The organism is Bacillus sp. FSL K6-1006 (genome assembly GCF_038593175.1).
In the GTDB taxonomy this organism is placed as follows: Bacteria; Bacillota; Bacilli; order Bacillales; family Bacillaceae; genus Bacillus; species Bacillus safensis.
In genome coordinates, this window is sequence record NZ_CP151970.1 from 3,682,595 (window position 1) to 3,694,900 (window position 12,306).

13 protein-coding genes and 1 other annotated feature are annotated in these 12,306 nt (G+C 40.0%); of the genes, 2 read left to right on the forward strand and 11 right to left on the reverse strand.

Features of this window, described 5'->3' with window-relative positions:
* Positions 1 to 130: 130 nt before the first annotated feature.
* From NSS65_RS19115 to NSS65_RS19150, 8 genes are all read right to left on the reverse strand, one after another.
* Positions 131 to 1,393, reverse strand: a complete 1,263-nt coding sequence (locus NSS65_RS19115) for a DUF262 domain-containing protein (RefSeq protein ID WP_326135173.1) — start codon at positions 1,391 to 1,393, stop codon at positions 131 to 133.
* Positions 1,393 to 2,592 (reverse strand): FRG domain-containing protein, encoded by a 1,200-nt coding sequence (locus NSS65_RS19120; RefSeq protein ID WP_059375772.1) that lies wholly within the window; start codon positions 2,590 to 2,592, stop codon positions 1,393 to 1,395. The genes NSS65_RS19115 and NSS65_RS19120 overlap by 1 nt, the downstream gene beginning before the upstream one ends.
* Before the next feature lie 50 nt (positions 2,593 to 2,642).
* Positions 2,643 to 3,122 (reverse strand): 23S rRNA (pseudouridine(1915)-N(3))-methyltransferase RlmH, encoded by a 480-nt coding sequence (rlmH, locus tag NSS65_RS19125; RefSeq protein WP_003214880.1) that lies wholly within the window; start codon positions 3,120 to 3,122, stop codon positions 2,643 to 2,645.
* Positions 3,123 to 3,202: 80 nt separating this feature from the next.
* Positions 3,203 to 3,373, reverse strand: a complete 171-nt coding sequence (locus NSS65_RS19130) for a CxxH/CxxC protein (protein ID WP_065215011.1) — start codon at positions 3,371 to 3,373, stop codon at positions 3,203 to 3,205.
* A 164-nt stretch (positions 3,374 to 3,537) separates the two neighbouring features.
* Positions 3,538 to 4,365, reverse strand: coding sequence for an energy-coupling factor transporter transmembrane component T (locus tag NSS65_RS19135; RefSeq protein WP_326135172.1), 828 nt, complete (start codon positions 4,363 to 4,365; stop codon positions 3,538 to 3,540).
* Positions 4,356 to 6,071, reverse strand: a complete 1,716-nt coding sequence (locus NSS65_RS19140) for an ABC transporter ATP-binding protein (RefSeq protein WP_326135171.1) — start codon at positions 6,069 to 6,071, stop codon at positions 4,356 to 4,358. The genes NSS65_RS19135 and NSS65_RS19140 overlap by 10 nt, the downstream gene beginning before the upstream one ends.
* A 19-nt stretch (positions 6,072 to 6,090) precedes the next feature.
* Complete coding sequence (locus NSS65_RS19145) at positions 6,091 to 6,648, reverse strand: ECF-type riboflavin transporter substrate-binding protein (RefSeq protein WP_024424020.1); 558 nt, start codon at positions 6,646 to 6,648, stop codon at positions 6,091 to 6,093.
* A 14-nt stretch (positions 6,649 to 6,662) separates the two neighbouring features.
* Positions 6,663 to 7,523: an S-adenosyl-l-methionine hydroxide adenosyltransferase family protein gene (locus NSS65_RS19150; protein ID WP_024427616.1), complete on the reverse strand. Its 861-nt coding sequence runs from the start codon at positions 7,521 to 7,523 to the stop codon at positions 6,663 to 6,665.
* Positions 7,524 to 7,634: 111 nt separating this feature from the next.
* Positions 7,635 to 7,905 (reverse strand) — a binding site (T-box leader).
* Between the two features lie 192 nt (positions 7,906 to 8,097).
* Between NSS65_RS19150 and NSS65_RS19155 the strand changes: the two genes are divergently transcribed.
* Both NSS65_RS19155 and NSS65_RS19160 read left to right on the forward strand, forming a co-directional pair.
* The gene (locus NSS65_RS19155) at positions 8,098 to 8,787 is read left to right on the forward strand and encodes an ABC transporter permease subunit (protein WP_034283580.1); all 690 of its coding nucleotides are present in this window, start codon (positions 8,098 to 8,100) and stop codon (positions 8,785 to 8,787) included.
* Positions 8,788 to 9,669, forward strand: a complete 882-nt coding sequence (locus NSS65_RS19160; RefSeq protein WP_070326246.1) for an ABC transporter ATP-binding protein — start codon at positions 8,788 to 8,790, stop codon at positions 9,667 to 9,669.
* Positions 9,670 to 9,708: 39 nt separating this feature from the next.
* On the opposite strand, the gene NSS65_RS19165 is transcribed toward NSS65_RS19160, so the two are convergent.
* The 3 genes from NSS65_RS19165 to NSS65_RS19175 form a co-directional block, all read right to left on the reverse strand.
* On the reverse strand, positions 9,709 to 10,173 hold the full coding sequence (locus NSS65_RS19165) for a GNAT family N-acetyltransferase (RefSeq protein WP_034283585.1): 465 nt from the start codon (positions 10,171 to 10,173) through the stop codon (positions 9,709 to 9,711).
* 68 nt (positions 10,174 to 10,241) lie between these two features.
* Entirely contained in the window at positions 10,242 to 11,429 is a 1,188-nt protein-coding gene (locus tag NSS65_RS19170) for a trypsin-like peptidase domain-containing protein (RefSeq protein ID WP_070326247.1), read from the reverse strand.
* A gap of 81 nt (positions 11,430 to 11,510) precedes the next feature.
* Entirely contained in the window at positions 11,511 to 12,305 is a 795-nt protein-coding gene (locus NSS65_RS19175; protein ID WP_070326248.1) for an MBL fold metallo-hydrolase, read from the reverse strand.
* Position 12,306 lies beyond the last annotated feature (1 nt).

Below are 12,306 nucleotides of genomic sequence, written 5' to 3' on the forward strand. Positions count from 1 at the left end.
CATGCAATCCCAATTTTTTATTCAAGCGTATAATTATTATGGATGATTACAAAAAAGTCTACTTATAAATTTTATAAGTAGACTTTTAAGCGTAACAATTGCCATTAGAATTAATAAGACTTACATTTTTCTATTTAATATTCTTTTCAATATTACTTCTAATAAAATTCTCAATTTCTGTTTTTTTGCTTTGTTTTAAAATTAATGAAGAAAACTCTCTTTTTTGTATCTTATTATCTATAAATAAATATTTCATTATATTCTTCATATTAGTTGATGAGGCTTTATATTCTATGTCAGCTATAGGGGAACAAGAAATTATTGTTTTTATATCGTCTACAAGCTTTTTATCATTAAGATTAATTTCAAAATAATAATATATTGCTGCTAGTATAATAGATACTCCTACTATAAACTTACTCTGTCTTTCTTTTTTATCTGAAACCATACTCATTGAAAATGGAAATTCTACTTCCTTTGATATCTTTATAATTAGTTCATTAAAATCATCAAATCTTTCTCTCATTTCTATTAAGTTTTCATCTTCATTTTTTTTGAACAATTTGGATTTTCTCTCTAAAAAGACTTTCGAAGCAGTAATTCCATCCCTTATATTTTCTTGTAACCCCTTTTCTAGAACACTAAATATTATACATATTTCTTGGTGATTTTTTTGCTTATCGTTCCTACCTTTCGTAATATTATAAAGTTTCAGTAATTTCATCTCTCTTAAATTATCGAAATGAAATAGATTATCCTCACTATCCTCAATCAAAGAATTAATAAAGTTACTTATAAATTTACTCGTTTCTGAAAAGTAAGTTGCCATTTCAATTTCTTGTATTTCTAAAGGTTTTGTGTTTCTATTATATCTTTTAAATAATTCTATCTCTACTTCTGGATCTTCAAAGCTTTCAAATTCTAGAATTGATAAATGACTCCCTAAGATTTTAATTTTATCTTTTTTATCTAACTCAGAAAATTTTTTATTATCATATGCTGGATTTTCCCCTATTATCTCCAGATTTTTCAATGGAAATTTATTGTTTATATATCTAAAAATCGCATTTAAACGGTGTTGTCCGTCCATTACATGTCTAATTTGAGCATCATTTTCACCAGAAATAACCAGAAAAACTTCTGGTATTGGTATTCCAATCAATAGTGATTCAATAATTGAGCTCTCTTCTCGAATGGAAGATCGATATTTACGTTGATAATCTGGACTTAAAACAATTCCATGTAATATCTCTATCTCTTCTTGTTCAGTTAAGACATCTAATTTTAGATACTTTTCTCCCTTTTCAATAAATGTAACGATATCTTGAACCGATATTAACGGTCTATTTGATTTTATATTTCTCATGGACTCTTTAAATTTAGAGCTCATCATCAAATATCATCCCCCTTCATCATCTCGTGTTGGAAGTTTATAGATTTAACTACATTATCTTTATCAGGATAAATATTTTCAAAAGTAATACCAAGATTAAAAAGCTCTTTCAACATATTTTTCTTCGCTTCTTTATTTATTATTACAATTTTTCCAAACTCAAATAATCTTCTCTCAAAGTCTTCTCTATCTTGTGTAGATACTTTTAAAAAACACCCTTTTTGAAAATGAATTCTTTCATTTGAATTACCTAATTTAATAAAATATGACCTGGCAGAAAATTTATTCAAACCATCTACCACGTTAGTATCGGAGTAATCTATTAATTTCTCTTTCCTATTAATTGTGTCATCATTATAAGAGAGAGCGTCAATAAAGTATACTATAGAATGATGTTCCCTATATTCATAGTCTTCAATTGCAAATAATAAGGAAATCAAGTGTGCTTCAGTAAAGTCTAAATACTCTGTAGGTAAGCCAAAATGTTGGCCTTCCGCTCTTAATGCTTCTTTTGACTTCCCTATAATATCTCTATCATAAAATACAATTTTTTGTTTAAAAGCACTCTCATACTTATCTGCATATATTTCAAAGTCCTTTGTATACCTTCTATGTAATGAGGGGATTAATTTGTTTGTGCAGTTTTTTTGTCCTCTTGAGACATAGTTTTCAGCAGGTTCTAGTTTCGAGACAAAGTCAATATATTCGCTAAGTTTATTTATATATATAATCTCATCTTTATTTATGCCCAGCATTTCGGAAAGTGTATGCGGAATATTATACTCTTTCCATTTTTCTTCTTCTTCTTTCCTTCTATTTACTAAATTGTTTATTTTGCTGTAATCTAAAATCAATTTCCCATCATCTAATTCTTGTTCTAAGTCAATTATTTCTTCTATTTTAATATCTTTTAAATATTCTAATTCATATTTATTTGAATTAATTTCTGGTTCTTTTAACATAATAAAGTAAGACTGCTTTATATATGTTAAATTTTTTAAGTAAACTTCGAACTGTTCTGTCTCTTTATCCTTAAAATTTGAAAGTTCTTTTTCTATTAAGTCATCTTGCATTTGTGTAATTTCTTCTATTTCTAAAGAATACTCTACCATTATTCTTTTTAATTCTTTTTCATTACAACTTAAATCAATCTGTTCTAATAGTTCAATACCGAAAATATTTCTTTTTGTATTTTGCAAGATATCACCCCTTTGTATTATTATACATAAAATCCACTTTTTGTATAATATTACTTATGATAAGGCTCCCCCCGCACAATCCGAAACGCCCGATAAATCTGCTCCACCAACACCAACCTCATCAATTGATGCGGGAACGTCATCCTCGAAAACGATAACTTCTCATTCGCACGCTGCATCACAGCATCACTTAACCCAAGCGACCCACCTATAACGAAACATACTTTGCTTTTTCCGTATGTTGCCAGCTTATCTATTGTATCGGCTAATTCTTCGGAACTTTTCATTTTTCCTTCGATGGCGAGGGCGATGACGTGGGCGTCTGGGTTGATTTTGCTTAAGATGCGTTCGCCTTCTTTGTCTTTGATGATTTTCATGTCTTGATCGCTGAGATTCTCGGGTGCTTTTTCGTCCGCGAGCTCAATGATCTCGATTTTCGCATAGGCTTGTAATCGTTTTGTGTATTCGGCTATGCCTTGCTTTAAATATTTCTCTTTTAATTTTCCTACTGTGATAATTGATATATTCACAGGTCATCCCCACCTTAAGAACAAGTTATTCATATAAGTTATCAACAATTGTGGATAAAATTTGTGTATTTTGTGTCCGATCATTCGTTCCCCACTATATATATTGCAGGTTCATCGCACAATTCACAGGTTGTGGATAAACTGTGTGTATGTTCGATTTTTCTGAATTCCGGCGGCGTTTCATGATCATCTATGTACATGTCTAGTACGGTTTCTATATGTTCTGCACAAGCATAAAATGTTTTGTTCATAAGTTTCTTATTCCTCCAATAGGTTCTCTGGTTATTCACAAGTGTTTCGCTCATTGTCCAATATAACCGATTTATTCACATGTTAATAGTCTTTTACCATTTCCCACACCTTTTATCCACAAACCAAACAAAAAAGCCTCCACTCCTGTGAAGGCTTCCTTCTATCAAAACGGATTATAAAATCTCGTTCCTCTAACAAATGTAATCACTAGCGATACGATCAGTACCACACCAACAAATATTAACGCCGCATAATCTGCTTTTTGAAAGTCTTTTGCTGTAAACCATGTGCGCTTTTTATGTTTCCCAAACCCGCGCAGCTCCATCGCATTGCTGATCGTCTCTATCCGCTCTAAGCTGGAGAAAATCAACGGCATGACAATCGACAGTGCATTTTTGATTCGTTTCCCCAATTTTTCATTCTTCGATAAATCAATACCTCTTGCTTGCTGAGAAATCGCGATCGTGCGGAAATCCCGCTGAATATCTGGAATATAGCGCAAGGCAATCGCTACAGCATACGAAATCCGGTAGCTGACGCCGATTCGGCTGAGAGATGAGGCGAATTCACTTGGATTTGTTGTGACAATAAATAAAAGCGCTGCTGGCATCACGGTCACATATTTTAGCGTAATGTTCAATTGATAGAAAAGCTGTTCAAGTGTGACATTGTACCAGCCGGCAATATGAAACAGCTCATGCTTTGCTCCGTAGATGGCGACACCTTGCTGGGGTGCAAAGATGTAAATGGCGATGTTATTGATCACTAGGAAAACCGCCAGGACGATCACCACGAAGGAAATATCACGAAATCGTACGTTCGACAGCTGAAAGAATACGATACTGGCGGCTAACATAAAGACTAAAATGCCTGTATCATACGTGAGCATCGCTGCGGATGACCAGAGGATAAAGCAAATGAGTTTGGTTGCTCCTGTCAGCCGGTGAATCGGCGACGGGCGATCGATATAGGACAGCATGTCTACAGCCATGTCATTCGTTCCTTTCTGTCAACCTCAATGAAGCGATCCACGAGTTCATTTGGATTCGGCCAATCTGCTTTCAGCGCCAGTTCATACAGCGACGTTTCTTTTAAGCTCGCCTTTTGGACAAGCAGCTGATCTGTCAGCACTTTGGCTGGTGTATCATCTGCGATTTTTTCTCCATCTGAAATGACAATGGTTCTTGTTGTGTATTCGAGCATGAGATGCATATCATGGGTGATCATCAAAATCGTGACGCCCTGCTGATTTAATTGCTCTAAAAACGTCATCATCTCTGTGTAATGTTTAAAGTCCTGTCCTGCGGTTGGTTCGTCTAGGATGAGGATTTCTGGCTCTAGTACAAGTATAGATGCAATGGTGACGCGTTTTTTCTGTCCAAAGCTGAGGGCTGAAACCGGCCAGTTCCGAAATGGATACAGTCCGCACACTTTCAGGACCCGCTCCACCCGTTCTTTGATCTCTTCTTCCTTTATGCCTCTTAAAACGAGACCAAGTGCCACCTCATCAAAAATCATTTGTTTTGAAATCATTTGATTTGGGTTTTGCATGACGACGCCGATTCGTTCGGAGCGCTGTTTGATCGTATCTCCTGTGATGTCATCACCATTTAAAAGAATTGACCCTTTCGTTGGCTTTTCAAATGCACAGAGCACCTTGGACAATGTCGTCTTGCCCGCTCCATTGGCTCCTGCGATGCTGATCATTTCTCCTTTTTTGACGGTAAAAGAGATGTTGCTCAGCGTATTTGGTCTTGTTGAATAGTCAAAACTCAGCTCGCGCACTTCTAGTAAATCCTGTGCTGCAATCTGCTCGACTGACGGCTCAGATGCTTCCATCCACTGCTCGATTTTCTCTTTTGCCTTATCGTCTAAGGTGAGACGCTGTAAATTAGCGATCTGATCTCCCGGTGCAACCGGAATACCTGCATATTTCATCGCCTTTACATATAAAGGCTCACGTATATATGCCGCTTCTAAAACATTTGAGGCGAGCAATTCATCTGGTGTCATATCCGCTGCAATCGTGCCGTCATTGACAACGATGATGCGGTCCACATGACAGAAGAGCACGTCCTCTAATCGGTGCTCAACCATCACGATGGTTTTTTTCGTTTGTTTTTGCAGCCGGTCAATAAGATCGATGACTTCCTTGCCTGTTGCGGGGTCAAGGCTTGCAAGTGGTTCATCAAACAGTAAAATGTCGACATCGTTGACAAGTACGCCAGCAATGGCGACACGTTGTTTTTGTCCGCCTGACAGCTCATGCACGGACGATGCCAGCTTGCCGTCTACCTCTGTTAATCTAGCTGCTTCCTCGACACGTGTTTTCATTTCTTCGCGTGTGACTTGATCATTTTCAAGCGTGAACGCGATATCTTCTCCAACGGTCAGCCCGATAAATTGTCCATCAGGGTCCTGAAGCACCGTTCCGACAAGCTGTGAGAGCGAGAAAATGTTCTCTTTCTCTGCATTTTTCCCGCCGATGTGAAGACTTCCTTCCATAGAACCTTTATAAGACGCAGGAACTAGCCCATTGATACAATGGGCTAGTGTGCTTTTTCCCGATCCAGACGGGCCTGCGATGAGAACTTTTTCTCCTTCATAGATGGTCAGGTTGATATCCTTTAATGTTGGTTCTGCCTGACTGCGATACTTGAATCCGAAATGTTCGAATTGAATCATCGGTTTCTTCATTTATGTGTTCCACCTTGCTTCATGATGTTTCTTTCGATAGGCTGCCGCTTTTGCTTCTCGTTTTCGCATAAGCTGCAATGATGATGGTCCCTAGGACACCAACTGTGATGATGTTTGAAATCCCTGCCACGATGCCTTGGACAAACACTTTGTTCGCAGGTTCTGCATAGATCACAATGTCGAGTACAGGAGCAATGATAAACCAGCCTAATGCCTGTGCGCCTGCTTGTACGGCGTTGAAGAGCGTGATTTTCTTCCAGCCGAAGTCTCCCTCTTCTACTTTTAAACGGTTAGAAATAAAGCCGATCAATAAACCAACGACACCCGATACAATAATCCAGCTCCACCAAGGGCCAAATGTGGTCGCATCTTTAATGAGATGGCCAATAAAACCAATCAGTGCGCCTGCAACAGGACCAAATAGCACGGCCATTAATGCAAGGAAGGCGTATGAGGTTTCAATTTGTGTATTCGGAATTCCAGTTGGAATGGAGACGAAGCGTCCTAAAATCACAAAGACGGCTGCGCCAATTCCAATGGCAACGACAGTTTTCGTTGAAAGTTGTTTTCCTGCCATGATGTATCCTCCTCTTATTCGTATATAATGCGCGGAGCTTTGCGAATCGAAAGGCGCCAGCCTGTGCCTGTACCGATGTTATAAGCCTTTGCAAATGACCCTTGATTGATCGCCACGCCTAAATGATCGAGTGAATTGACATATACGAGTGGTTCGCCTACCTTTAAGTCGGCAAAAGATCGTCCATAGGTCATGATATTTTTATACACATTTTTCGGCCCGTTGGCAATGGTAACTTCTATTGCATCCCCATAATTAATTGAAAGCTGTTCAAATAGCGTGTGATGAATGTTTGTCCATAGGTTTCCGAATCTCACATCTAAAATATCAATCGTCCCTGTGATCACATCTTCTTCCGCATAAGCCTGTACGACTGGAAGATGGATAATATCATCAATATTCGCCTTTGGCCCAACCTCTTCAAAAGAAATCACACCTGATGCAATTCTCGCCCCTGTATAAGCGTAAATGTCTCTCCCATGGAATGTATGTGATTTTCCCGACTTTGGCAGCCGGTTAATGGTTTCATCTAAGTAGCGGGCTTCCACAATGCCAATATCCTGGGCAACGTGCGTGAGTGTCCCGTTATCTGGGGTAATGATATAGTGAGAGCTTGTCGTTTTGACGACAAGACTTTTTCTCTCGGATCCAACGCCCGGGTCAACGACGGAAACGAATACGGTCTCTTCCGGCCAGTATGTGACGGTTTGAAGCAGGCGATAAGAAGCCTCCCAAATGTCATACTGCGGAATATTGTGTGTTAAATCAAAAATGCGGATACTGCTGCTGACCGTATTTGCCACTCCGTACATTGCACTGACAGCTCCATCATCAATGCCGAAATCTGATTGTAAAACCAATGCATGTTCACTCATGTCAATCTCCCTTTCATTTGAAAAAATGGATGTGGTGTTTCACGTGGAACATTTGAACAATTGTATGAAAAAAAGTGGACAATAAAAAATACCCCATCCTTATCTTTGAATCATAAGGACGAGGTATTTGTCTCGTGGTACCACCTTTATTTACTGTTTGCTCGCGCTAAACAGCCTCTACAAGTACAAAGCTCCAATCTGGCTCATATACTGTGGTTTTGATAACGAGTACCAACTCTCGTCGTCACCTACTAATATCATAGATATGTTCAGCACGAGGCTCAGAGACCATTTTTCGAATCATTATTTTTGCTTCTTTTCAGCTGCCGAAGCTCTCTGTGGAAAAATTGATGATTGTACTTTCTCTCGTCATTGCCTGTATAGTTATCTTGAATTAAAGCTATCATACATGATGTTTTTTGATAAATCAAGATATTTTTCTGAACATTTTTAAAAATGAGTCAACTGGTGCTGGAAGAGTCTTCTTTTTATGAAATTTAAACAAATGTTAAAGAGCAAGATATGGTGTCTTTCTTTTCTAGGGGTATAATAAAGGTGAAGGGAGGTACAGCGTGTGTGGACCATCTGTATGAATGAGTTTAAGCAGCTCTTCAAAAGCACAAAATCTATTTTAACAATTGTTATTATTTTCATTTTATCTACTTTTGTTTCAAGTCTTCCGTTTATCGCTGCTCATCAGGAAAAATGGGAACTGGCAAAAGATCCTTATTCTATTGGGAATGAACTGGTGATGTCTTTATTTGGTTTCTTCCTTATTTTTTTGTTGTCTCATGATATTTTAAGCCGCGAAATTCATTTGAAAACCATTCGTTTTCTCGTCAGTAAAACAACCCGTTTGAACATTATCATCGGGAAATATCTTGGACTGATGCTGTTTTGGCTTAGCTGTATTATGACGACATATGTGCTGAATATGGTGATTTCACACCGTTTTCTGTTCTCAGATGCCTTAAAAATCTTAACCTTTATCAGTGTCGGTATCTCATGTGCTTTATTTTTGTCCATGCTCTTTCCAACACCGCAGAAATCAATGTTTGTCGGCATGTTATTTTCCTTTCTTTTCCCAATCGTCAGTTTGATTTCTGTTCTTTCTTCAGAACGAATGATTCATTGGTTCCAATATATGACGCCTTATTATTATGCGCGCTGGAGTGAACCGCTGACCTACGTCCTAATGAACACGGCATTGACCGTTATCTTACTCATTGGAACTGCACTGCTGTTTCAAAGGAGGGATGTGTAGATGCTTCATACAAAGGGGCTCACAAAAAAATACCGTACAAAAGTCGCAATAGATCATATTAATCTTGATGTCAATCAGGGCGATATCTTCGGACTCATTGGACCCAAGGGATCTGGTAAGACGACGTTTTTCAATATTATTACCGGGATCTCCCGCCCTACCTCTGGTACGTTTACAGTGATGAATATGCCTTCGCTAAAAAAAGTGAGACAGCATATCGGTGTTCTGCCAGAATATACGGATTTATATGAAGGTCTTACGGCTCTTGAGCATATTGCCTATTTATCAAAAGTCACCGGAACACGCCAGAAAACAAGTGATTATGAGGAATTACTCGAATTTGTCGGTTTACATCATGATCATCAGGAGAAGGTCGGTGCCTTCACACCTGGTATGAAGAAACGGCTCGGAATGGCGCAGGCCATCGCCCATCAGCCGGAATTTATTTTACTGGACGAACCTTTTGCCGATATTGATGCAGATTCGATCTTGCACATTCAGCAGGTCATTGAAACATTAAAGGATGAAGGGAAAACCGTCTTTTTAACAGCTGACCGCCCAAGGTTCACCAATAGTATTTGTACCAAAACGGCGTTCATTTCTGAAGGAAAATTAGTGTCCCCACATACTCATCCTCAAGAAAAAACCATCACATCCTCAAACATACGTGCAACCTTCAAGCATGCATGGATTGATGATGAGGTGAAGCCTGTTCTCACGCAGTACCTGCAAACTGTCGGAACAGATCTTGTGATCAGTGATGACGAGACCTCATTGTTAATTCGTTCAGAAGCTCAAGTTCCAGCGATCATTCGCGCTTTCGTGAAGTGTAAAGTCGATTTATACAGAGTCACGGCTCAGGATGCCATGACGTCCTCATAAAAAAGTACCGTACGCTTTCTGCACGGTACTTCTTCTTTTTTATAAAGGTTTACTCATATAGATACCGGTTTCTGCAAATCCCGTTTTCTCGTACAGCGAACGAGCGATTTGATTGTGAGCAAAGACATGGAGCGAGAGTTTTTGCACACCTAATGACTTTGCCTGCTCCTCTAATGCAGCAATGGCCTGCTTTGCAAAGCCTTTTCCTCGATAAGCTTCAAACAAAATAAAGTTATAAATAAATCCTTCGTGCTGCGGGTGATTCGGGTCATAGCAAAGCCAAACCCAGCCAATCGCTTCATCTCCGTTTAAGAAATTCCACAGCTCATGATGCTCTGTCTGAAGACCTTCTGGAAGCAGCCTGTCAAATTGTTCTTCTGCGTTCGCAAGTGATTCTTCCTTTTCCCATGTCCCTGCGAGTACCTTTTCTTCCGCGTACCGCTGAATGGCTTTCTCCATCAATACATCGTAATCAGTTTGTGACATCCGTTGTAGTGTAACCAATCGTACCGCCCCCTTTCCTTCATCATATGTCAGTCATGCCAAAAAAACCAGTTCCTAGTTGGAACTGGTTAGCCGCCATATCGGTCGGTTTGAGAAAGTTTGATCTCTGCTGATTTTTTCTTTCCGCTTCGATAAAACTGCACCTTTACCTTATCGCCGACTTTCCTTTGATATAAATACTTACGAAGATCTACGATATTCTGTACACTCTTGCTATCAAAGGAGGTCACGACATCCAGCTCTTTTAGTCCCGCTTTTCCTGCTGGAGACAACGGCTCAACACTCATGACAACGACCCCAGATGTAACCTTAGATGGCAGTTTCAACGTTTCCTGCCAGTGGTAGCTCGCAATATCTGCTAATGATTTCATGCCGACGCCAAGATACGGACGCTTTACCTCTCCGTAGCGCTCTAAATCCTCTATGACAGGGATGACCAGATTCGCTGGAATGGAAAGCCCGATTCCTTCTACCTCTGATTCAGCAATCTTCATTGAGTTGATGCCGATCACCTTTCCGTCCATATTGATCAAGGCACCACCGCTGTTTCCAGGATTGATGGCGGCGTCTGTTTGCAGTACTTCTGCATTCCAATCCGTCTGTCCGTCCCCATTTGAGTCCACAGGGATCGCACGCTCCGTGCCTGAAATGACTCCTTGTGTGACAGAACCTGCGAATTCAAGCCCTAATGGATTTCCAATGGCGATGACTGGCTCACCCGGCTTCACATGATCTGAGTTACCGAAGGCTGCCGTTTTCTTGATTTTATCACTTTTGACAGTGAGAACTGCTAAATCCATGAGCTGATCGCTGCCAACAAGATTGGCACTAATTCTTGTCCCATCATGGAGGCTCACTTCAAGCTGGTTGGCGCCTTTGATGACGTGATGGTTTGTGACAATATAAAACGTGTCACCCTTTTTTTTATAGATCACACCTGACCCGCTGCCTGCTTCTCCGCCTTCCTCCCAAAAGCTCGACTTTTGGATATTAATGACGCCGACCACCGTATCTGACATATTAGACACCACTTTCGTGACTGCATCATTGACGTTTACATTCACAGTTTTTAAAGGGCCCTGAGATGCTTGTCCATCACCGTTCTGCTGCCATCCAAAGGGACTGCTGCTCTGTCCAGATACATAGGGGAAAAAGAACCCCATTAAAAAAGCTCCTACCAATACACCGATCAAACCAGAAAGAAAATATCCTTTTCTGCTTCGTCTCGGCTTCCACTCTACATCGCGATAATCCACTATGTTTCCTTCCTTTCAGTGAATAGATGATGTATATAGTGTTGGTAAGAAGCTCTTATCTTAATCATACGATTATAAAAATCATACGGCGCAAAGCGGAGTTGCTTTTTTCGGGTCCGTATCAAATAAATCAAAGCCGTCCCCAACAACAAAGCCCTTCATTTCAAGCGTCTGCTGGACCGCCATACGGGCTAAATCTTTCATGTTGTTATCTTGACTCAAGTGAGCCAAATAAATGCGTGAGGTGGCATCTCCAATGACATCTGTCATCGCGAGAGCAGCATCTTCATTTGATACATGTCCGACATCACTCAGAATTCTGCGCTTAATGCTCCATGGGTAGCGGCCCATTTGCAGCATCCCGACATCATGATTGCTCTCAAACACAAACGTATTGGCTGACTTAATAATGCCTTTCATGCGGTCACTCACATAGCCTGTATCTGTCATGAGGGCAAGTTTGCGCCCTCCATAATGGAACACGTAAAACATAGGCTCTACCGCATCGTGTGAGACGCCAAATGACTCGACATCAAGGCCGCCAAAGGATTGAACGGTCTCCATATCAAAATGGAATTTCTGCTCTGTGTCAATCTTTCCGATATGAGACTCCATTGCCTTCCATGTTTTCGCATTTGCATAGACAGGAAGCTTGTACTTTCTTGCCATGACACCAAGCCCTTTAATATGATCGGAGTGCTCGTGTGTCACAAAAATGCCGTCTAAGTCCTCAGGCTTGCGGTCGATTTGGCTAAGCAGCTCGACCATCTGTTTGCCGCTTAAACCAGCATCCACCAAAAAGGCATGCTCGTCTGTTTCTAAATAAAAAGCGTTCCCCGTACTTCCGCTCGCTAGTACACTGAACTGCAAGCTCATG